Below are 20,571 nucleotides of genomic sequence, written 5' to 3'. Positions count from 1 at the left end.
TATAGAAGAGTCAATTTGAACGGTGCAGAAAATGAGGGTTTTCCCGTAGCGATGAGAGGTCAGGTTTGCTGGCATTGATTATGGATTGATTCGTGAAATGAGGCCGTCGAGTTGATCCAGGCTGGAGAATTCGATGGTCAGCTTGCCGGCGCCTTTTTTATTGGAGCGGATGGCAACGTTGGCACCCAGACCGTCAGAGAGTCGCTCTTGCAATATAAGAAGGTCGCGGTCGACCGGTTGTTCCTGAGCTTTACTGGGCGGATTCAGTATCTGCTGCACGAGACGCTCGGTTTCACGTACGGACAGGTCTTTCTGAATGATGCGCTGCGCCAAGCCCACCTGCTGGCCACTCGAAATGGGCAGCAAGGCACGGGCATGCCCCATGTCGAGTTGGCCGGCCATCAGCATTTCCTGGACTGCTGCGGTCAACTGCAATAAACGCAGCAAATTGGAAGCAGCTGGACGCGAGCGACCGACGGCATCGGCGGCTTGCTGGTGGGTCAGTCCGAATTCGTCGATCAGGCGTTGCAAGCCCTGAGCTTCCTCCAGAGGATTGAGGTTTTCGCGCTGGATATTCTCGATCAGCGCCATGGCCAGCGCCTGTTCGTCAGGAATGCTGCGCACCAGTACGGGCACTTCAGCCAGGCCGGCCAGTTGCGCGGCGCGCCAGCGGCGTTCGCCGGCGACGATTTCGTAACGCTCAGCGCCGGGCGTGCTATCAATGGCGCGGACCAAGATTGGCTGCATGATGCCTTGTGCCCTGATCGATGCGGCCAACTCAGCCAGCGAGTCCTGATCCATGTGGGTGCGTGGCTGGTATTTGCCCGGTTTCAGGCGTTCGACCGGCAGATTGCGCTGTTCATCACCCTGCGGCTTGTCACTGCCGGACAGCAGCGCGTCGAGGCCGCGGCCCAGTCCTTTCATCTTGATCATTGGGCGACCCTTTCGAGGATTTCTTTGGCGAGTGCGCTATAGGCCTGCGCGCCCCGGGAGTTTTTGTCGAAGGCGATAACCGGCTTGCCGTAGGAGGGGGCTTCAGCCAGGCGTACGTTGCGTGGCACGATGGTCTTGTAGACCTTGTCGCCGAAGTGACTTTCGAGTTCGCCGGAAACCTGCTGGGTTAGCGTACTCTGGCCGTTGTACATGGTGCGCAGCAGGCCTTCAATTTCGAGGCGGGAATTCAGGTGGTGACGCACCTTGCGTAGCGTTTCGACGAGATCTGACAGGCCTTCCAGCGCGTAGTACTCGCATTGCATCGGGATCAGCACGGAGTCGGCAGCGACCAGCGCATTGACGGTCAACATGTTGAGTGCGGGCGGGCAGTCGATCAATACGTAATCGTATTCGGCGTGGTTTTGCTGCAGGGCTTGTTTGAGCCTGTATTCGCGCTGATCAAGTTCGATCAGTTCGACTTCCGCACCGGCCAGCTCGCGGTTGGCGGGCAGGATGTCAAAACTGAAGGGGGTCTCGATACAGACTTCAAGCAGCGTGGCGGCGCCGATCAGCAATTGATAGACGGTGGGCAGGGTTTCTTTTTTGGGGATGCCGGAGCCGGTAGTGGCATTGCCTTGCGGGTCCATGTCGATGAGGAGGACGCGCTTGCCTTCAACGGCCAACGAGGCGGCCAGATTGACCGCAGTGGTCGTTTTGCCGACGCCGCCTTTCTGGTTAGTTATAGCGAGTACTTTCATGACCCGGCCTTCAAGATAATCAAATGTCGTTCTGCTTCCAGTCCCGGCACGGCGAGCGGAATGATCGCTTCCACCGTGATGTCGGCTGGCAGGGCCTTGAGTTCGTCGTCCGGGCGCACGCCTTTCATGGCCAGCCAGCGGCCATCCGGCGCCAATAGATGTCGGGTAAGACTGATGAACAGGCCGATTTCGGCAAAGGCGCGTGAGCTGATCTGGGCGTACTGCCCCTGCATTGCTTCGACACGGGCATGGTGGACCGTAACATTTTTGAGCGCCAGTTCGATGACGCCTTGCTGCAGAAAGGTGGTTTTCTTCTGTACGGTGTCGACCATGCTGACTGAGAGTGCGGGCCGGGCGATGGCTAGCGGAATGCCGGGTAGGCCGCCTCCGCTACCGACATCAAGCAGATCGCCGGCGCCGACATGCGGCAGGATGGTGAGCGAGTCGAGCAGATGGTGCGAGATAGCCTGAGCCGGGTCGCGCAGCGCGGTCAGGTTGTAGGTCTTGTTCCACTTGAGCAGCAGGTCGCGGAAGGCAAGCAGCTTGTGCTGCACTTCTTCAGGCAGATTCAATCCGAGTTCGGCCAGGCCGGCGGCAAGGGTGATCTGACTCATGCGACTTGGCTGAGATGATGGCGCTTGAGGTGGATCAGCAGCAGCGAAATGGCGGCCGGGGTAATGCCCTGAACGCGCGAGGCTTGGCCGATGGTCTGTGGCTTGTGCTGGGCGAGCTTCTGTTTGACCTCATTGGACAGGCCGGCGACGGTGCCGTAGTCAAGATCGCTCGGCAGCGCGGCATTTTCGTAGCTGGCGGACTTGGCGACTTCGTCGGCCTGACGGTCGATGTAACCCTGATATTTGGCCGAGATTTCGAGTTGTTCGACGACTGCCGGGTCCATTTCGATTTTGGGCGAATTTTCCGGTTGACCGTGGAATTCGCCTTCGTTTCCTTGCGCGTTGATAGGCAGGGTCAGCAGGGCTGCGTAGGAGACCTCGGGCCGGCGCAGCAGTTCAAACAGGTTGTATTCGTGTTCGATGGGCTTGCCGAGCACGCGGATGCAGTCTTCAGCTGGCGTCAGCTTGGGATTGACCCAGGTCGATTTCAGGCGTTCCTGCTCGGCGGCGATGGCGTCGCGCTTCTCACAGAAAGCGGCCCAGCGTATGTCATCGACCAGACCCAGTTCGCGGCCTTGTTCGGTCAAACGCAGATCGGCGTTGTCTTCGCGCAGGCTGAGGCGGTATTCGGCTCGGCTGGTGAACATCCGGTAGGGGTCGGAAACACCGCGGGTGATCAGGTCGTCAACCAGCACACCCAGGTAGGCTTCGTTACGTTTCGGGCACCAGCCGGATTCGCCGCGGACATAGCGAACGGCATTGACGCCCGCGAGCAGGCCTTGCGCCGCGGCTTCTTCATAGCCTGTCGTGCCGTTGATCTGACCGGCAAAAAACAGGCCGTGGATGACCTTCGTTTCCAGTGTGTCCTTGAGGCCGCGCGGATCGTAGAAATCGTATTCGATGGCGTAACCGGGACGCAGGATGTGGCAGTTTTCCATACCGCGAATCGATCGCACCAAGGCCAGCTGGATGTCGAACGGCAGGCTGGTGGACACGCCGTTCGGGTAAATCTCGTGCGTGGTCAGGCCTTCCGGTTCGAGGAAAACGTTGTGCTGGTTCTTGTCGGCGAAGCGGTGGATCTTGTCTTCGATTGACGGGCAGTAGCGTGGCCCGACGCCTTCGATGACGCCGGTGTACATCGGTGAGCGGTCCAGTCCGCTGCGGATGATGTCGTGGGTTTTCTCGTTGGTTTCGGTGATCCAGCAGGGCAGTTGGCGCGGATGCTGGGCTGCATTGCCGAGGAAGGAGAAGACCGGCATCGGGTTATCCGAGTGCTGCTCTTCCATGACCGAAAAATCGATGGTTTTACCGTCCAGGCGTGGCGGCGTGCCGGTTTTCAGGCGGCCCTGCGGCAGGTTCAGTTCTTTCAGGCGGCTGGCCAGAGAATTTGACGGTGGATCGCCCATGCGGCCCCCGGTGTAGTTCTCCAGCCCGACGTGAATCTTGCCGTTGAGGAAGGTGCCGGCAGTCAAAACCACGGCATCGGCCATAAAGCGAATGCCCAGTTGCGTGACCGCGCCGGCGACGCGCTCGCCTTCAACGATCAGGTCGTCGCAGGCCTCGGCGAAAATCGTCAAATTGGGCTGATTTTCCAGTCGACCGCGGATAGCCTGCTTGTACAGCACGCGGTCGGCCTGTGCGCGGGTGGCGCGCACGGCCGGGCCTTTCGAGGCGTTCAGGATGCGAAACTGGATGCCGGCTTCGTCGGTCGCCGCCGCCATCGCTCCGCCCAGTGCATCGACCTCGCGGACCAGATGGCCCTTGCCGATGCCGCCGATCGACGGGTTGCAGCTCATCGCCCCGAGCGTGTCGAGGTTGTGCGTCAGCAACAGCGTGTTCGCACCCGCCCGCGCTGCGGCAAGCGCAGCTTCGGTGCCGGCGTGACCGCCGCCGACGACGATGACATCGAAACGGGTGGGATAGAGCATGGGTTCGGGTTTTTTTCAACGCAATGGCGGACCGCGGATTTTACTTCAGAGCGCTGAAATATCACAGGTTTTTGCCGTTTCCTTGCCCTGTCTGGTGAACTCAAGTAAGTTGTTGCAATGAGCACGAACCCGGCCAAAGGCCCCAACCCTCTAGATAATGAAGAGATGCTGCTGGTTTTGCAGCAGTCGCTGACCAAAAAGAGGGTGCTGATCGTCGATCGTCACGCACCGGCGCGGGATTCCTTGCGTCTGATGCTCGGCGCACTTGGGGTCATCCTAGTGCACGGCGCCGGAAATTCGGCTGAGGTGTTGCGGCAGGTCAAAGCCAATCGCTTCGATATCATCCTCTCCGATTTCGTGCTGGACGATGGCCGGGATGGCCAGCAACTGCTCGAAGAATTGCGCCACGCTCACCTTATCCCGCTGTCCACGGTTTACATGATCATCACCAGTGAGCGCGGCCATACCAATGTGGTGGCGCTGGCCGAGCTGGCGCCGGACGATTACCTGATCAAGCCGTTTACCGCCGATCAATTGCAGATACGGCTGGTCAAAGCCATCTACAAGAAGCATGTGCTGCGCTCCATTTACCAGCATATCGAACGCGGCGCGTTGCAGGAGGCCATTGTCGCCTGTGATCGGGTGATTCAGCAGCAACCGCAATTTGCCTACGATGCGATGCGCTTCAAGGGCGAGTTGCTGCATACACTGGGCAAGACGCGAGAAGCCGAGGAGGTCTTCCGGCGTGTGCTCGAAGGACGCGTCGTGCCCTGGGCCAAGATGGGATTGGCCGTGGCCCTGCGCGACCGTGGCGCGCTGGACGAAGCCGAACACCTGGCCGAACAGGTCACGCAGGAAGCACCCGATTATCTTTCCGCCTACGATTTTCTGGCCTCGGTGCATGAAGCTCAGGGCCGCCTGCAGGATGCCCAGCATTCCTTGCAGCGCGCCGCCGATGCCTCGCCGCACAACACGCTACGGCAGCGCTTGGTGGGCGACGTGGCGGCCCGCAACAAGGATCTGCTGTCGGCCGAAAAGGCCTACGGCAAGGTGATCGAGCGCAGCAGGGGGTCCAGCCTGCGTACGGTCGATGACTTTGCCAACCTGTCGCGCGTGCTGGTCGAGCGGGGCGATGTCGCTGCATCACGCAAGATCACCGCTGACATGAAGCGCGAATGGCGTGGCGACAAGCAGGCCGAACTGGCGGCACTGGTTACCGAAAGTCTCTGTCTGAACAACGAAGGCGCGGCGGACAAGGCGCAACATCTGGTCGATCAGGCGCTGGCCTTGCAGAAAACGATTGAGGCCGAGGCGGCAGCCAAAGGCAAGCACGTTTCGCAGCGCCTGGCGGTCGATCTGGCCCACGCCTGCTACGCGACCGGCAAGGAAGGCGATGCGGCCAGAATCATGCGGCAGGTGGCGGCGGAAAATCACGAGGACACGCACCTCATTGATCACATCACCAGCGTCTTCGAGAAAACCGGCCAGCCGGATGCCGGCAAGGCACTACTTGATCAGGTCGGCAAAGAAATCGTTGCGCTGAATAACAAAGGTGTCATGGCGGCGCGCAGTGGCGATCTCGAAGGCGCCGTGCAACTGTTGATCCAGGCGGCCGAGCAGGTGCCAAATCTGCAGTTTCTGGTCAATGCCGCCAAGGCAATTTATGCCTTGATGGACAAGCGGGGCTGGGATGAGGAACTGGCTGCCCGCGCCCAGGATTATCTGCTGCGCGCTCAGCGCAAGGATCGGAAGAGCCCCAAGGTAGCCTCGGCGCGGCAGCAGTATCTGACGGTCGCCAAAAAATACGGCATTGCCACCGACAAAGTCTGAGGTAATGCCGGCAGCAACATTTTGAAACCATTTTTCCGAGCCGCTGGTTCATCCTTTCGCGTCCCGGTGCGTTGATTACACATTCTCCGCTTAGTCGAGCGGGAGCCGCCTTGCATCCAGGGAGTTCATGATGTTGCAAATATTCCATCGGATCGTTTTCGCCCTTGCAGTGGCCATTGCCCTGCCAGCTCTGGCGCAAAGCGATCCACCGGCCCGCGTTGGCCGCCTTGCATTGATTGAAAATGAGGTCTTTTTTCGGGTTGACCGCAACGATCAGGGGGGACCGGCTACCTTGAACTGGCCGGTCAGCAGCGGTGCCGTTCTCGAAACCGGCAGACGTGGCCGGGCCGAAGTTTGGATCGGCTCCACGGCGTACCGACTGGCCGACAATAGTCAGGCGGAATTTTCCGCTGTCGATGACAGCAGCGTCGATCTGCGTCTCAACGGCGGCAGCCTGGCGGTCAGTATTCTCGACCGCGATCAGGTGGACGACGTTGTGGTCGCCACGCCGGACGGGGATGTTCGGTTCCTGACGCCGGGGCGTTATCGCGTCGATGTCTATTCAGATCACAGCGAGCTAAGCGTTCAGGCCGGTCAGGCTACTTTCGATGACCGTGGTCGCGTCGTGCCGGTTGCCGCCGGCCAGAAAGCCAGCCGGTGGAACAACGGTAGCGAGCGCGTCGATGGCGATTGGGATCAGGATGAGTTCGACCATTGGGTGGCCAATCGCGAAAACGTCACGCTGGCGTCCGTCTCCCGTCGTTATGTCTCGCCGCACATGACCGGCTATCAGGATCTCGATGCGTATGGCGACTGGCAGACGGTGCCCGAGTACGGTGCCGTCTGGTATCCGGGCGCCGTTGCCGATGACTGGGCGCCCTATCGCTACGGACGCTGGGCGTGGGTTGCGCCTTGGGGCTGGACGTGGATCGATCAGGCGCCGTGGGGTTTTGCGCCCTTCCACTACGGTCGCTGGGCGATGATTCGCGGTCGTTGGGGCTGGGTGCCCGGCAGTCACGTGGCACGCCCGATCTACGCACCGGCGTTGGTCGCCTGGATCGGTAACCCCGGCTGGAGCCTTGGCTTCAGTGCCGGTGCCGCCCCGGCCGTCGGCTGGTTCCCGCTGGCCCCGCGTGAAGTTTATGTACCCGGCTATCGCTACAGCCACAACTACGTTCGGCAGCTCAACGCCGGTCATGTCCGCGACGTTGGCGCGATCGATCGCGCCGAACGCGGCGGGCCGCGCCCGGCCTTCGCGAACAACAGCTTGCCGCGTGCGGTGACGGTTGTGCCGGCCAATCTGATGCGTGAAGGCCGACGGATTACAGCTGGTGTACTTCGCGAGCAACCTCGCGATGAACTGGGGCGGGCACCAGTGGCTCGCAGAGCGCCGGATGCCGATTGGCTCAAGCCGATGCCCGGTGCGGCCCGCCCCCACGGTGAAGAGCGAGGCGATGCGTTCAACCGTCAGCCGCGGCGCGACTATGAGGCGCCAAGGCAAAACGTGATGGAGCGTGGGGTGCCGCGCCCCGAGGCGATGCCAGGTAATCCGGATCGTCCCGCCTTTCGGCAGCAAGTACCGGAGATCATGAATGGTCGCGGGCCGGAGCCGCGCCACGATGTATTGCGTGGTTCACCGGAAATGCGTCGGCAAGCTGAAAATCGTGGCCGCCCGTCCGTTGAGGTCACGCCGGCTACACCCGCAGTGCCGCTCCCGCGTCGGGAGATGGCGCCGCAAGAGCTTCGTCCGGCAACGCCCGATGCGGTCCAGCCTCCGCCGAATGACAGTCGTCGTGGGTTTTCACGCCGTATGGAAGACGTACAGCCTGTGATCCAGCCGCCGTCTCAACCGGCGGAAAGCGTACCGGCGCCGACGCCGCGCCGCGAAAATTTCCGTCGCCAAGGTGATCCGCGGTTCGAGGGCGGCATGCCGGCTCGTCCGCCTGAAGCAGCCCCGGCGGCAGCGCCGGTACCAGCACCCGTATTCGCCCCCGCGCCACAACGTCGCGAGATGCCGGCGCCGATGCCGGAAGTTCGCAGCGAACCGCGTCAGCCGCCGCGCCCACCGATGATCCAGCCACAAGAGCGCGAGCAGCGCCGTGACGCACCGCCGCCGCGTGACTTCCAGCGCATGGAGCGCCCGGCCCAGCGCGAAGCCATTGCGCCCCCACCGGTCATGCGCCAGCCAGAAATGCCGCGGCCGGCACCGCCACCGGAAGTCAGAGCGCCCGCACCAGCGCCGGCACCGGTTGCGCCAATGCCGCAGCGAGTTGAGCCACCCCGGCCGCAGGCGACACCGCAAGCTGGTGGCCAGAACGAACCGCGCCGTCGCCACGGCAATGAGGATGATCGCGGCGGGCGCTAGTGCTGGCAGCGCATGATCGAGTCCGGAATGGACCGATCATGCTGCACGGCGGTCAAGCGTCCTCTGCAAGGGCGATCCGCTGCGGTCGACGTGATAAAGTTGAATCTTTGCGCATAGCGGGATTTTCCATGTTCTCAGGAATCGTCGCGGCGGTCGGCCGCATCAATAAACTCACCCCCCGCGAAGTTGGTTATCGCCTGCATGTCGATGCCGGTTCGCTTGGCCTCGATGGCGTTGCACTGGGCGATTCGATTGCCCACAACGGAGTCTGCCTGACGGTTGTCGGCAGGGAGGGCAATGAGTTCATGGTTGACGTCTCCCCGGAGACCTTGTCCTGTACGGTCGGGCTGGCTGCGCCCGGCCCGGTCAATCTGGAAAAGGCGTTGCGCCTGAACGATGTCATCGGTGGCCATCTGGTTTCCGGTCACGTCGATGGTGTCGGTGAAGTGCTGCGTTTTGATCCGGTGGGTGACAACCGGCTGCTCGAAATTCGTGCTCCGAAGGACATTGCGAAGTTCATCGCGCGCAAGGGTTCGATCGTGGTCGACGGCACCAGCCTGACTACCAACGATGTTCGCGGTACCGATTTCACCATCAACCTGATTCCCCACACGCTGGAGAACACGACGCTCAATCGACTTAAGCCGGGCAGCAAGGTCAATCTGGAAATTGACCTGATCGCCCGCTATTGTGAGCGGCTGCTCACTGCGGAACGCGAGCTCGGATAATGACGGGCTGGCGACTTTCCTGTCTGGCCTTGCTGGTTGCATTATTAGCCGGTTGTGCCGTGCCCGGCGGCAGTCGCTTGCAACCGGGTGTCAGTCGGATCGATGAAGTCGAGCGAACGATGGGCTTGCCGGCCATGCGCTGGCGTGAGCCGGATGGTGGGGAGCTGTTGGCTTACCCGTTTGGGCTCATGGGTTTTTACACCTACATGGCGCGTACCGATGTGGCCGGTGTGCTGGTCAGCAACGACAACGTGCTCGATCCAAAATATTTCGCGCAGATCAAGGCTGGCATGACGGAGCAGGATGTCATGCGCACGCTGGGCCCGCCGGTGGAGCACTGGACGGTCTACTTCAAGGCGCGTGACGAACTGGTTTGGGAGTGGCGCTATTGCGACGACTGGGGCGAGCCGGCTCGTTTCAACGTGCTGTTTGACGGCACCAGCCGCCGCGTGCGGAGCACCATGAGCCAGACGGAAAGCATGATGGGCTTTTTCGACGCGAACGGCCGCCGGTGGTGCAAGCGCTGAAACGCCAGCCCTGTCGTCGTTGTTTTGCATCGTCAGCCTTGAAATACAACCCCCCCGCCCCCATAATCCTAAGCATGGTTGTAATTCCGGCAATCTGGAGGCGTTCTGGACAGGGGTTCGATTCCCCTCACCTCCACCCAAGGGCATTCTGCTGAGTGTGTTTGGATGGGGGTGTACTGGCTTCGACAGGGCGGGCAAAGGTGCGCAGGCAACTCGTCAGGCGATCGACGTTAATGAAGCAAATCCATAATTGCCAATGATGAGCAATTCGCTATTGCCGCCTAAAAACGGTTAGCCGGGGCCGCTGAAGCCTTGTTACTCAAGACAGCCGGCGGGGACTTCGGTCCCCGTCGTCACGTCCACCTGCCGGAAAGCCGGCTTCAATTTTCCAGGCGGAAAACGATGGGCACGATGACGGTTGCCTCAATGGCTTCGTCGCCCCGTTTGGCCGGCACGAAACGCCAGCGCGCCACGCTTTGCCGTGCGGTCTCATCCAGTCTTTCGAAATTGCTGCTTTTTTCGACGTCGACCGCAGCAGCCCGGCCATCTGGCGAGACGCGCACCCTGAGCAGCACTTTGCCCTCTTCGCCCAAGCGGCGGGAGAGCGTCGGGTAAGCAGGATGGGGGTTTTGCAGGTAGGCAGCATCGAAGCGCGCTGCGCTGACGGTGGTGGCTGCCGGGGCGGCGGTATGGGGGGCGGGGGCTGGTTGCGCCGTCGGTACGGGTGCAACAGCCGGTGTCGGCACCGTGAAGAGTGGCGGTGTTGCAACCTGTGCCGGGGTCATGGCGATGACCGGGTGCGACGCGGGTGCGGGGTTGTCCCGATGCGGCGTTCGCGGTTTGGCGACCGGCTCTGGCGTGGCTACAGGCAGCACTTTTGGGGCCGAAATTTTCTTCTCGTGCAGGGTGACGGTCACCGGTTCGGGCGGCGTGAGCTCGGGTTTGTCCGTGGCCAGGGTCAGCGGATAGAGTAGAACGACGGCGTGCAGGATCAGGGCGAGCAGCAAGTAACGGCCGCTGTGCAGCCATTCAGGTGGTTTCGGCTGGGAGAGACGGAGGCCGGCGATCATCCCGCCATTATATCCGGTAGAACTCTGCCGAATTTCCGGTGGGGACTCCCAGCCTGTAGCGACCATGGGTTGAACGGCAAGTCCCACGGTCAACCGGAAAAAGATGGTTTTTTGAAAAGAATGCAGCCGGACCTAAAAGCGCTGGGTCACGCCTAGTGTTGCTGACCAGCGAGGCGCCAGTTGCCCGGAAGCCGCTTCGGCGGGATCGGTGTTGACCGACTGCACGATGGGCAACTGGACGTAGCCATAGACCTGCGTTTGCGGCGCGATGGCGTAGCTGAGGCCGGGGCTGAGATTCCAGGCGTAGCCGCCGGAGGCCGGGTTGGCATTGGCGCCGGTGTCACGCGAGCGATGCCGGGCGTTGAGCTGGAGCAGCACATTCAGACCCTCGGCGACTTCGTAGTGGGTGCCGACATCAAACGTGATCTCAGTGCCGGGTCGGTAGTCGTCCTTGATCGAGAGCGCGGCTTGTAGCTGACCGCTGACAAACCAGCCCCAGCCGTTGCCCGGCGCATTCCGGAAATAATAGGCGCCAAGAATGCCATCGGTGCTGCCGCTGCCCGGCTGGCTGGAGCGCTCCAGGGCATAAGGCGTGGTCGGATCGTTCGGGTCGGGCGGCGACATGGTCTTGCTGGTCGACCCCGTAGGCAATTTGAAGCCGAAGCGAATGCCGGCGCCGGCATCATGGTTGGCCAGGCGAAACTTGTATTTACCGAGCAGGCGGATATCGCCGAGTTCGCTGAACGTTGCCTGCTGTACGAAGGCGCCGGAGGCTGCATCGAAAGTATGCGTGTGGTCGCGCATGACGAAAGGCAGGCCGAGCGCGACACCCCATTGCGGGTTGATGGCGTAGTCCAGATCGAGATTGAGCAGCTGGTTGATGGTGCGCTTGTTTTCGATTTCTGTGTCGGAGCCGCTCGGCGCCTCGGTGGCTCGCCGTGACGACCCGGCCATCCAGCGGTCAGCCCTGGCGTAGGTATAGCGCAGGTCGACCTGCAGGCCGCTGTCGTGGGCAAGGCCCTGAACGTCCCAATTGGTATTGACCGTGCAATAGGACGAGCCGCAGGAAGCATGTGCGACATTGGCGATCAGCAAACAGGGGAGGGCGAGTTTCAGTGGCGTCATTTTCTGTCGAGGTAGGTCAGACATTCCAGAATGCCGGATTTTAGGTGGGCACGGACAGACCGCCCTGCGACATATTGTCGCGGCTGGCGGCACACCCCGGCTGGCGCCGGGATGCGCACGATTTGCAGCGTTAGAACTTGATCGTCACGCCGGCAAACAAGGAGCGACCCATGCCGGGAACAGCGTAGCCGTAAGGCGGCCGCGTGGTGCCCGACCAGGTACTGGAGGCGCCGATGGACATGGTCAAACCCTGGCCAATGTAGGCACCGCCGAGCGGTAGTGCGTACTGTTTGTCCAGCGCATTGTCGAGGCCGATATCGATGCGCACATTCTTCCATTCGTAACTGCTGCGCAAGTTAAGCAGACTGTAGCCGCTGGTGCTGATTTCGCTGCGTGTCCGTGAGACATCATCCTTGGCGCTGACCAGTTGTTCCTCGATGGTGTTGGTCCAGTTGCCGAGGCGGTGTTCCAGCGTCAGGCGGGCGTTGAGGGGCATGATGTTGTAGAGGTTGTCGCCGGTGTCGCGATTTTTGCCGCGAACATAGGCGACGATGCCCTTGGCGGTGAAGCTGCCGACTCCCCGGACCGAGCCCAGTTCAGCAAAGCCGGACAGGTCGAGCCCGTAGAGGTAGGCGTCCTGATTGACCAGTGTCAGGTAGTTGTACTGATTGCTCGGGCAACTGGCGGCGAGACATTTGGCGTCGATGTAATTGTTGACGAGGCTGTAATAGGGCGTGATTTTCACGTTCCACAGCGCCTTGTCGGCATCGTGCCAGTCGGCGCTGACGCTGAGGGTGTGGGCGACTTCCGGCTTCAGGTCGAGATTGCCGACGTAGCCGTTGCCATCGTTGACCCAGTTGTTCATGGTCATCGCCATGCCGTTGGTGGACCACGTGTAGCGTTCATAAAGACTGGGCGAACGGGTCTTGCGTGAGTAGCCGCCTTCGTAGGTCTGGCGGGAATTTGGCGTGAAACGGGCGAGCGCGCTGAGGTCGATATTGTGGTCGGTACGGCTGCGCTCGGCGCCGTTGAAGGCGCTGGTGTTGTACGACGCGTTGTAGCCTTGAACGGTGCCTGTATCCATCATCACCGTGCTGCTGCGGACGCCGATCAGGCTCATCCATTGCGCCGACCAGGCCGCTTCCCATTCGCCGAAAAGGTCGAAACGGTCGCGCTGGCCGTTGTTGATATTCCAGAAAGTATTCGGGCTCATCATCGGTGAATTGGCCACCGGCGCCCACCAGTCGCTGAGGCGATAATGCTGGTACTCGCTGCCGATGCGGAAGAGATCACGATCGGAGCCGATGATGTCGGCCTTGAGGGCAAGGCCGGTGTTTTTGCCTTCGGTATTCATCGGCATCCCGGCGACATTGCGAGCCGGGCCGTACCAGTACAGCTTGTCTTCCATGAAGTTCATCTCGTGCTGCGTTCCTTCGTGATAAACGCGCCCTTCGAGTTTGCCCCAGTTGAATTTGCCGGTGTAGCCGAAATTGACCTGTTTGCTCTCGTTATTGGTCATGTCCATATGCTGGTTGGGGAAGCCCTGATACGGAATGTGCTGATAGCCCAGCTTGAGATCGAGCAGATGGTTGTCCAGCCGGTAGGCCATGGCGAGTTGATGGTTCTCGGTCTTGTAGGCCGTCGAGCCGACTTCGTCGCCGGGAATCCAGTGCGAGCCGGCCGTCGTGTAGGTGGCCAGCATGCCCGGCTTGAAATCCTTGGCTGACTTGTAATTGCCGGATTCGGCGGTCGAGCCGCTGTAGCGGATGCTCAGGTTTTCGCTGGCGATGCTGGCCGAGGCGTTGGCGCCCCAGGCATTGCCGTTCGAGCGGTAGAAGGCGCCCAGTTGGCCGCTGCTGAGCAGGCCTTCACCGGGATTGGCAAAGCGCGGAGCCTGCGAGTTGACGATGATGGTGGCACCGATGCTGTCGCCGCCGGCGCTGACTGGCGAGATGCCGGCATAGACCCGTGCACTGTCGACGTTGGTCGGATCGATGTAGGACAGCGGCGGATTCATGTGGTTGGCGCAGGCTGAGATGAGGTCCATGCCATCGACCTGAATGCGCAATCGATCGTCGGCCAGCCCGTGGATGCTGGGCAGGCTGGAAACGCCGCCGGCGCTTTGCAGGTAGACGCCGGGAACGTCCCGCAGCAGATTGGCCGAATCACTGCTGGCGGCGCGCATTGGCGCCATGTCTTTGGGGGCGAGCGCCGTTGATTCGGGAAGCGCTTCGGGTTTTTTGGCTGTGACGACGACATCGTCCAGAACTTGGCCGGACTGGGCGATGGCGCTCTGCCAACACGCGGACGACGAAAATGCCACGGCCATCGCGGCGGCCAGTGGGCGGATGCGGTACCCCATGAAACTCTCCCTGACTATTGGTTTTTTAGCGGATGCTAATTTTCCAAAAGTTCAGGGGCAGCGGGAATGTGGCAAATTGTCGCGGATCAGGCCCGCGAAAAAATTTCGATTTTGGCCGATTTTTCCGGTTGACCGTGGTAGCAGCGTTGAGGTGCCGAGGCGCCTCTTGCGGGAGGTCAGGCGTTCAGCTTGTCCAGCGCTTCGCGCAGCTTCAACGGTTCGTCGAGGCGCAGCATCTTGCGGACATTGGGGGCGAGGTCGTTGACTTCGGACTTCAGGACGCGGTTCTTGACCTTGAGGATCTGCGACGGATGCATCGAAAAGGTACGCAAGCCCATGCCGAGTAGCAGACGGGTCAGGTCCGGGTCGCCGGCCATTTCGCCGCAGACGGAAACCGGAATATTGGCCTTCTCTGCCATCGACAGCGTGTGGGCGAGCAGCATCAGCACGGCCGGGTGCAGCGGGTCATAGAGCGCGGCAACCTGCTCGTCGGAACGGTCGATGGCCAGCGTGTATTGAATCAGGTCGTTGGTGCCGATCGACAGGAAATTCAGGCGGCGCAGAAAGAGGCCGACAGCCAGCGCAGCGGCGGGAATTTCAATCATGCCGCCAATCTGGATGTCCTCGTCGAAGGCGGCTTTTTCACCGCGCAGGCTGGATTTTGCCTGCTCCACGGCGGCCAGCGTCTGGTCGATTTCGTGGGCGTGGGCCAGCATCGGGATCAACAGTTTGATCGGGCCGTACTTGGAGGCGCGAAGGATGGCGCGCAACTGCGTCTGGAACATTCGTGGTTCGGCCAGCGACAGGCGAATGGCACGGCGGCCAAGTGCCGGATTGGTCTTGACGCGGTCGCCGGCGGTGCTTTCTGGACGCAGATCCTTGTCATTGCCGAGGTCGAAGGTACGGATGGTGACCGGCCGGCCGCCCATGCCCTTGACGACTTTTTTGTAGGCTTCGTACTGTTCCCGCTCGTCCGGCATGTCGCCACGGTCGAGAAAGAGAAACTCGGTGCGAAACAGGCCGATGCCCTCTGCGCCGGCTTCCAGGGCCCCTGGTACGTCGTTCGGCAGTTCGATATTGGCGAACAGCTCCACCGGCACGCCGTCGATGGTTTCCGACTTGGCCGTCTTCAGGCGCTTCAGCTTGTTTTTTTCAAGCTCGATCTGCTCCTGGCGCAGCTTGTATTCATCCAGGACGCGCTGGTCCGGATTGACAATGACGACCCCGCGCAAGCCGTCGACAATCAGCTGCTCGCCATCACGAATCAGCCCGCGGGCATTTTCCAGACCGAGCACGGCCGGAATCGCCATGCTGCGCGCGAGGATCGAGGTGTGCGAGGTGGCGCCGCCGACGTCGGTGATGAAGGCAGCGAAACGGTGCTCCTTGAATGAAATCGTATCGGCTGGTGACAGGTCGTGGGCGACGACGATGAGGACTTCTTCCTTCGAGCGCTTGGCATTTTTCAGCGTGGCGCGGCCCGGGTGGCCGAGTAGCTCCTTGACGACGCGTTCGACCACCTGAACGACGTCAAACTTGCGCTCACGCAGATAGAGGTCGTCAAATTGCTCGAACTGGTCGACCAGTTGCTCCATCTGCTGGACCAACGCCCATTCGGCGTTGCAGCGGCGCTCGCGAATGATCTCGCGCGGCTTGAGCGCCAGCTCCGGGTCCTCGAGGAACATGGTGTGGATGTCGATAAAGGCATTGAGCTCGGCCGGGGCGTGCTCGGTGTTTTCCTTCATCAGGATCAGTTCTTCCTTGACTGCACTGACCGCCGCGTCGAAACGCTCGATTTCCTTGTCGACCATGCGTGGCGCCAGGGTCAGGTGAGCGACCTCCAGCGTGGCATGTGACATAAGCATGGCCCGCCCGATGGCGATGCCGCCAGAAACGCCGAGGCCGTGCAGGGTGAAGCTCATGGCAGCTTACTCTCCCTCACCGAAATAGTCGGCGATCAGCGCCAGCAAGGCTTCCATCGCTTCGGCCTCGTCGACGCCATTGGTTTCCAGCGTGACTTTCGAGCCCTTGCCAGCGGCCAGCATCATGACACCCATGATGCTCTTGGCGTTGATGCGGCGCGTGCCCTTGCTCATCCAGACCTCGCACTTGTGCTTGCCGGCCAACTGCGTCAGCTTGGCGGAAGCGCGGGCGTGCAGGCCAAGCTTGTTGATGATTTCAGTTTCGGTAGTCAGCATAGTTTAGTGGTCCAGCATATTGAGAATGCCGTCACGGCCGCCATCACGGGCGCGGACGATCAGGATTTCCATACTTCTGTCGCGGTAGTGCAGTGCGCGCAGCAGCATGGGCAAATTGACACCGGTCAGACCTTCGACACGGCCCCGGTCGAGCAACTTTAGCGCAAGGTTGGCTGGTGATGCACCGAAAATATCGGTCAGTACCAGAACACCCGAGCCGTCATCGACCAAAGCGAGCATTTCGCGCGCCAGCGGCAACAAATCCAGCGGGTCATCCTGGGGGCTGAGGCCTAACTGGAGCAATTGCGTTGGGCGCTTGTTCAGCACATCGCAGACGTTCTGGACGAGTGCCTCACCATAGCTGCCGTGTGTAATGAGAAGGATGCCGATCATGGTTGCGATTCTAACAGCCTGCCGGGCCGAAGCGCTTTACCGGCGACTGACGATCAGTATGCCGATGACGACCAGCGCAGCACCGGCCATTTGCGCCAGCGAGATTGATTCGCCCAGCAGCCACCAGCCGAAACCGATGGTCAGGATGGGCCCGACCATGCCAAACAGCGATGCCTGCCCGGCGCCAATCCAGCGAATGGCGGCCGACTGGGCAAAGACCGGCACGATGGTGGCAAACAGCGCCATCGCCAAGCCCCAGCCGTAGACCGGCATTGGCTGGACGAAGGCGGTGATCGGATGCGATGCCCAAAAGTGGCCGAGCGTTACGGCCGACGACACCAACATGGCCAAAGCCGAAAAGCGCATGGCGCCCAGGCGGGCAATCATCGGGGCGCTGCCCGACAAATAGAGTGCATACGAAACGCTGGAGGCGAAGACCAGCGCGCCGCCGATGAGGACGGCGCGTGTATCGCCCAGGCCAAGGTCGTGTACGAAAGCGAAGCCGATACCCAGATAGCAGAGCACGACGGCAATGCCTTCGCGGCGGGTGAGGGGTTTGCCCTGAAAGAGCACGCCGATCAGGATGGTCAGCGTCGGATAGGTGAACAAGATAAGCCGCTCAAGGCCGGCCGAAATGTATTGCAGCCCCCAGAAATCCAGAATGCTTGCACCGTAATAGCCCAGGCAGCCGAGGGCAAACAGCTTTAGCCAATCGTCACGCGTCAGACTGGCACCTGCCTTTTGCCCGGCCAGGCCGACCCACAGGAAAACCGGCAGCGCGAAGCCCATGCGCAAGGCGAGCAGCGTGATGGCATCGACGCCATACGGATAGGCCAGCTTGACGAAGATTGCCTTCAGCGAAAAGCCGAGCGCCGCCAAAAGCGCCAAGCCTGCACCGACAGCATTCGATTTTTCCAAAGTGATTCTCGGGGTGATTTCTGGGAGATGCTATTAGAACGGCGCCTGACGGGGCCCGCAATTGGTATTATCCAAAGCAAGCATTCGTTATGGACGAAACCATGCGCTACGATCTACCGGACCTGCGGCTGGTAGCCGCCATCGCCGATTCCGGCAGCCTGACCCGCGCTGCCGAGCAGGTACATCTGGCGCCATCCTCGGCCAGCCATCGCTTGACGCAGCTTGAAGCTGCCCTCGGCGTGCCGCTCTTTGCGCGCCATGCCCGTGGCCTGACGCCAACGCCGGCTGGCGAATCCCTGCTTCGTCACGCCCGGCAGGTATTCGCCCAGCTCGAACAGATGCATGCCGACCTTGCGCCCTACGCCAGCGGCCTGCACAGCCAGGTCACCGTCTTCGCCAACACCAATGCCATCAACTGCTTCTTGCCGGAAGACCTCGGCGATTTCCTGCGTGAAAATCCGCGCGTACGCATCAGCCTGGAAGAGCAGCCGAGTCCGGCGATCATTCAGGTGGTCGCCGCCGGACAGGTGGAAATTGGCGTCGTGGCGGCAGATGGCGGACAGGCCGGGCTGGAAACGCTGCCCTATCGGCGCGACCGGCTGGTCCTCATCGTGCCGCTGGGTCATCCGTTGGCTGGGCGGCAGGCCGTGGCTTTTGGCGAAGTGCTGGCCGAACCTTTCGTCTGCCTGCATGCCGGTAGCGCCATTCACACCTTCATGATGAATCACGCCGCCCGGCTTGGCAGTCGTCTCGACGTGCGCATTCAGGTGCGCAGCTTCAATGCCGTCTGTCGCATGGTGGCTGCAGGGGTGGGCATTGGCATGGTGCCGCGTTCGTCGCTGGCTGCGGTCGATGACATTAAAACGGTGGAAATCACCGACGACTGGGCCCCGCGCGACCTGCAGTTGTGCGTTCGCGCGCGCGGTGCGCTGAGCCCGGCGGCCGCAGCGCTTTTCGAGCACCTGGCCGCCAAGGGTGTGACTGAATCTACAGCGGACGCTTGACCGTCAAAGCGCCGCGAATCTGGCCCTTGGCGTAGCCGGTCGCTTGATCGTGCGGATAGCTTTCGGCCAGCTTGGCCTTCAGGCCGGCATCCAGCGTATCGACCGGGCCGTGGCACTTCATGCAGACGTCGCCGACCGGCAGTGCCTTCATGTAGCGGAAGACTTGTTTGCCGTCGATGGTCACGATTTCGCTTTTTTCGAAGGTATCGACCTTTTCGCCGTTGGCAGCGCGAATGTTGAAGTCGGCCAGTTGGCGAACTTCCCACATGTCCGGCGTAGCGCGATCAGCGTTACGTGTTCGCAGGCTGACGCGGCGGATATCCCAGCCGGTTTCCTTGCGCTTTTCCTTGATCAGTGCCGGCGCCTGCTCCTTGCAGACCGGAATCGCACCAGCCACGCCCTTCTCGGCGACAGCTTCCTGCATGGCGGCAACGACTTTCGGCACAACCGGCAGAACCGTCTTTTTCGTATCGGCCGTCAGGGCGCCAATATCCTGAGCCAGGGCGGGCAAGGCGGCAAGCATCAAGGTGATGGAGAGAAGTTTCTTCATGGCGGGCTCCGGCTTTAAATAAGTGAACGCTTATTTTAAGCCGGCGCGCGAATTTTCTCCAAAATGATGACGCTTGCCAGTGATGCCGCGGTCAACCGGAAAAAATAGCCAAAATTGAAAATGCCGGCAGGACCGGCATTTTCCGTCAGCCGATGATTACTCGGCTACCTTGATGACGATCTTGCCGAAATGCCCGCCGCTGCGCATCAGTTCCAGCGCGGCCGGCGCCTGGTCGAACGGGAATTCGCGGTCGATGACCGGGCGAATGCCGTGCTTTTCGATGGCCTGCAGCATGTGGGTGAACATGGCGCGGCTGCCGACGAAAATTCCGTTGATGCTGGCCATGGTCGGGATCAGCGCCACCGGGTTGGCTTGTCCGGCCAGGCCAGTCAAAACGCCGATGTAGGCGATGCGGCCGCCGGTGCACACGCTGGCTAGCGAACGCTCCAGCGTGCCCGGGCCGCCGACTTCGAGCACCACGTCAACGCCCCGGCCGTTGGTCATGCGGCGAACTTCTTCCTGCCATTCCGGGTGCGTGCGGTAATTGATGCCGTGATCAGCGCCGAGTTGTTTGGCGTGGGCCAGCTTGCCGTCGTCGCTGGAGGTGATGATCACCGTCGCACCAGCTGCCTTGGCGAATTGCAGGGCATAGATCGAAACGCCGCCGGTGCCGAGCAGCAGCACGGTCTGGCCCGGCTTGAGATCACCCGCTTCGAACAGCGAGTGCCAGGCGGTCAGCGCGGCGCAGGACAGCGTTGCCGCTTCGCTGTAGCTGATCGAATCCGGCAGCTTGATCAGGCCGCTTTCCTCGGCGATGAAGCGCTCGGTCAGCACGCCGCCGCCTTCCGCGCCCAGCGCGCCGGCGAAGCTGTTGCCATCGGCCCGGCCGCTCTGCCAGTTGGGGAAGAACAGGCTGGCAACGCGGTCGCCGACCATCAGCCCGCGCACATCCTTGCCCACCGCAACGACTTCGCCGGCGCCATCGGAACATGGCACCAGGCCATCGGTAATCGGGCAGAAATAGGTGTTCTGGGTGACCAGGATGTCGCGGTAATTCAGCGAAACGGCCTTGATGGCGACCGCAACCTGGCGATCGCCGAGCGCTGCCGGTTCGAACTCAGCCATTTGCAGCGGAGAGCCGGCGTGGCCGGGAAAGACTTCGTAGCGTTTCATGTGGGCTTCCTTGAATTGTGATGGGTGGTATGGCCGAATCTCACCGTCGTCGAGCGACAGCTATTGTGGTTTGCTATTCAAGCCAGTTACATGCCAGC

Annotated in this window: 18 protein-coding genes and 1 other RNA gene; 6 read left to right on the top strand and 13 right to left on the bottom strand. The window is 61.4% G+C overall.

Annotated features, from left to right (window positions below; all coding sequences use genetic code 11):
• Positions 1-78: 78 nt before the first annotated feature.
• The 4 genes from IPJ12_09035 to mnmG are packed head-to-tail and all read right to left on the bottom strand — an operon-like array spanning position 79 to position 4,233.
• Positions 79-933 (bottom strand): ParB/RepB/Spo0J family partition protein, encoded by an 855-nt coding sequence (locus tag IPJ12_09035; GenBank protein ID MBK7647286.1) that lies wholly within the window; start codon positions 931-933, stop codon positions 79-81.
• A complete protein-coding gene (locus tag IPJ12_09030) occupies positions 930-1,691 on the bottom strand; it encodes a ParA family protein (GenBank protein ID MBK7647285.1) in 762 nt (253 codons plus the stop codon). The genes IPJ12_09035 and IPJ12_09030 overlap by 4 nt, the downstream gene beginning before the upstream one ends.
• Positions 1,688-2,305, bottom strand: a complete 618-nt coding sequence (rsmG, locus tag IPJ12_09025; GenBank protein ID MBK7647284.1) for a 16S rRNA (guanine(527)-N(7))-methyltransferase RsmG — start codon at positions 2,303-2,305, stop codon at positions 1,688-1,690. Before rsmG ends, IPJ12_09030 begins: the two co-directional genes overlap by 4 nt.
• Positions 2,302-4,233, bottom strand: a complete 1,932-nt coding sequence (mnmG, locus tag IPJ12_09020) for a tRNA uridine-5-carboxymethylaminomethyl(34) synthesis enzyme MnmG (GenBank protein ID MBK7647283.1) — start codon at positions 4,231-4,233, stop codon at positions 2,302-2,304. The genes rsmG and mnmG overlap by 4 nt, the downstream gene beginning before the upstream one ends.
• Positions 4,234-4,350: 117 nt before the next feature.
• Between mnmG and IPJ12_09015 the strand changes: the two genes are divergently transcribed.
• The 5 genes from IPJ12_09015 (at position 4,351) to ssrA (ending at position 10,039) form a co-directional block, all read left to right on the top strand.
• Complete coding sequence (locus IPJ12_09015; protein ID MBK7647282.1) at positions 4,351-6,063, top strand: response regulator; 1,713 nt, start codon at positions 4,351-4,353, stop codon at positions 6,061-6,063.
• Positions 6,064-6,193: 130 nt separating this feature from the next.
• Positions 6,194-8,428 (top strand): hypothetical protein, encoded by a 2,235-nt coding sequence (locus IPJ12_09010; protein MBK7647281.1) that lies wholly within the window; start codon positions 6,194-6,196, stop codon positions 8,426-8,428.
• 128 nt (positions 8,429-8,556) lie between these two features.
• Positions 8,557-9,156 carry a riboflavin synthase gene (locus IPJ12_09005; GenBank protein ID MBK7647280.1) on the top strand — a complete coding sequence of 200 codons (600 nt, stop codon included), beginning with the start codon at positions 8,557-8,559 and terminating at the stop codon, positions 9,154-9,156.
• Positions 9,156-9,683 carry a hypothetical protein gene (locus tag IPJ12_09000; GenBank protein ID MBK7647279.1) on the top strand — a complete coding sequence of 176 codons (528 nt, stop codon included), beginning with the start codon at positions 9,156-9,158 and terminating at the stop codon, positions 9,681-9,683. Before IPJ12_09005 ends, IPJ12_09000 begins: the two co-directional genes overlap by 1 nt.
• Positions 9,684-9,707: 24 nt before the next feature.
• Positions 9,708-10,039: a transfer-messenger RNA gene (gene ssrA, locus IPJ12_08995) on the top strand.
• Between the two features lie 24 nt (positions 10,040-10,063).
• Here the strand turns inward: ssrA and IPJ12_08990 are convergent.
• From IPJ12_08990 to IPJ12_08960, 7 genes are all read right to left on the bottom strand, one after another.
• Positions 10,064-10,753: an energy transducer TonB gene (locus IPJ12_08990; protein MBK7647278.1), complete on the bottom strand. Its 690-nt coding sequence runs from the start codon at positions 10,751-10,753 to the stop codon at positions 10,064-10,066.
• Between the two features lie 132 nt (positions 10,754-10,885).
• Positions 10,886-11,878 carry a transporter gene (locus IPJ12_08985; protein MBK7647277.1) on the bottom strand — a complete coding sequence of 331 codons (993 nt, stop codon included), beginning with the start codon at positions 11,876-11,878 and terminating at the stop codon, positions 10,886-10,888.
• A gap of 130 nt (positions 11,879-12,008) precedes the next feature.
• Positions 12,009-14,240 carry a TonB-dependent receptor plug domain-containing protein gene (locus tag IPJ12_08980; GenBank protein ID MBK7647276.1) on the bottom strand — a complete coding sequence of 744 codons (2,232 nt, stop codon included), beginning with the start codon at positions 14,238-14,240 and terminating at the stop codon, positions 12,009-12,011.
• A gap of 176 nt (positions 14,241-14,416) precedes the next feature.
• Positions 14,417-16,159, bottom strand: a complete 1,743-nt coding sequence (ptsP, locus tag IPJ12_08975; protein MBK7647275.1) for a phosphoenolpyruvate--protein phosphotransferase — start codon at positions 16,157-16,159, stop codon at positions 14,417-14,419.
• Positions 16,160-16,165: 6 nt separating this feature from the next.
• On the bottom strand, positions 16,166-16,435 hold the full coding sequence (locus IPJ12_08970) for an HPr family phosphocarrier protein (GenBank protein MBK7647274.1): 270 nt from the start codon (positions 16,433-16,435) through the stop codon (positions 16,166-16,168).
• 3 nt (positions 16,436-16,438) lie between these two features.
• Complete coding sequence (locus IPJ12_08965) at positions 16,439-16,828, bottom strand: PTS fructose transporter subunit IIA (GenBank protein ID MBK7647273.1); 390 nt, start codon at positions 16,826-16,828, stop codon at positions 16,439-16,441.
• Positions 16,829-16,864: 36 nt separating this feature from the next.
• Complete coding sequence (locus IPJ12_08960; GenBank protein MBK7647272.1) at positions 16,865-17,752, bottom strand: DMT family transporter; 888 nt, start codon at positions 17,750-17,752, stop codon at positions 16,865-16,867.
• Between the two features lie 95 nt (positions 17,753-17,847).
• Here IPJ12_08960 and IPJ12_08955 point away from each other — a divergent pair, with 95 nt between their 5' ends.
• Entirely contained in the window at positions 17,848-18,750 is a 903-nt protein-coding gene (locus IPJ12_08955; GenBank protein ID MBK7647271.1) for a LysR family transcriptional regulator, read from the top strand.
• Here IPJ12_08955 and IPJ12_08950 read toward each other — a convergent pair.
• On the bottom strand, positions 18,734-19,300 hold the full coding sequence (locus IPJ12_08950) for a DUF3365 domain-containing protein (protein ID MBK7647270.1): 567 nt from the start codon (positions 19,298-19,300) through the stop codon (positions 18,734-18,736). The genes IPJ12_08955 and IPJ12_08950 overlap by 17 nt on opposite strands.
• A gap of 156 nt (positions 19,301-19,456) precedes the next feature.
• On the bottom strand, positions 19,457-20,473 hold the full coding sequence (locus tag IPJ12_08945; protein MBK7647269.1) for an NAD(P)-dependent alcohol dehydrogenase: 1,017 nt from the start codon (positions 20,471-20,473) through the stop codon (positions 19,457-19,459).
• Positions 20,474-20,571 lie beyond the last annotated feature (98 nt).

The organism is Betaproteobacteria bacterium, from assembly GCA_016709965.1.
Classification (GTDB): Bacteria; Pseudomonadota; Gammaproteobacteria; order Burkholderiales; family Rhodocyclaceae; genus Azonexus; species Azonexus amarohabitans.
This window is presented reverse-complemented; position numbering and strand designations above follow the sequence as displayed.

What these genes read in the sequence shown, in the direction of transcription:
- IPJ12_09035 (MBK7647286.1), bottom strand. Translation starts at nt 933, where the DNA reads ATGATCAAGATGAAAGGACTGGGCCGCGGCCTCGACGCGCTGCTGTCC.
- IPJ12_09030 (MBK7647285.1), bottom strand. Translation starts at nt 1,691, where the DNA reads ATGAAAGTACTCGCTATAACTAACCAGAAAGGCGGCGTCGGCAAAACG.
- rsmG (MBK7647284.1), bottom strand. Translation starts at nt 2,305, where the DNA reads ATGAGTCAGATCACCCTTGCCGCCGGCCTGGCCGAACTCGGATTGAAT.
- mnmG (MBK7647283.1), bottom strand. Translation starts at nt 4,233, where the DNA reads ATGCTCTATCCCACCCGTTTCGATGTCATCGTCGTCGGCGGCGGTCAC.
- IPJ12_09015 (MBK7647282.1), top strand. Translation starts at nt 4,351, where the DNA reads ATGAGCACGAACCCGGCCAAAGGCCCCAACCCTCTAGATAATGAAGAG.
- IPJ12_09010 (MBK7647281.1), top strand. Translation starts at nt 6,194, where the DNA reads ATGTTGCAAATATTCCATCGGATCGTTTTCGCCCTTGCAGTGGCCATT.
- IPJ12_09005 (MBK7647280.1), top strand. Translation starts at nt 8,557, where the DNA reads ATGTTCTCAGGAATCGTCGCGGCGGTCGGCCGCATCAATAAACTCACC.
- IPJ12_09000 (MBK7647279.1), top strand. Translation starts at nt 9,156, where the DNA reads ATGACGGGCTGGCGACTTTCCTGTCTGGCCTTGCTGGTTGCATTATTA.
- IPJ12_08990 (MBK7647278.1), bottom strand. Translation starts at nt 10,753, where the DNA reads ATGATCGCCGGCCTCCGTCTCTCCCAGCCGAAACCACCTGAATGGCTG.
- IPJ12_08985 (MBK7647277.1), bottom strand. Translation starts at nt 11,878, where the DNA reads ATGACGCCACTGAAACTCGCCCTCCCCTGTTTGCTGATCGCCAATGTC.
- IPJ12_08980 (MBK7647276.1), bottom strand. Translation starts at nt 14,240, where the DNA reads ATGGGGTACCGCATCCGCCCACTGGCCGCCGCGATGGCCGTGGCATTT.
- ptsP (MBK7647275.1), bottom strand. Translation starts at nt 16,159, where the DNA reads ATGAGCTTCACCCTGCACGGCCTCGGCGTTTCTGGCGGCATCGCCATC.
- IPJ12_08970 (MBK7647274.1), bottom strand. Translation starts at nt 16,435, where the DNA reads ATGCTGACTACCGAAACTGAAATCATCAACAAGCTTGGCCTGCACGCC.
- IPJ12_08965 (MBK7647273.1), bottom strand. Translation starts at nt 16,828, where the DNA reads ATGATCGGCATCCTTCTCATTACACACGGCAGCTATGGTGAGGCACTC.
- IPJ12_08955 (MBK7647271.1), top strand. Translation starts at nt 17,848, where the DNA reads ATGCGCTACGATCTACCGGACCTGCGGCTGGTAGCCGCCATCGCCGAT.
- IPJ12_08950 (MBK7647270.1), bottom strand. Translation starts at nt 19,300, where the DNA reads ATGAAGAAACTTCTCTCCATCACCTTGATGCTTGCCGCCTTGCCCGCC.
- IPJ12_08945 (MBK7647269.1), bottom strand. Translation starts at nt 20,473, where the DNA reads ATGAAACGCTACGAAGTCTTTCCCGGCCACGCCGGCTCTCCGCTGCAA.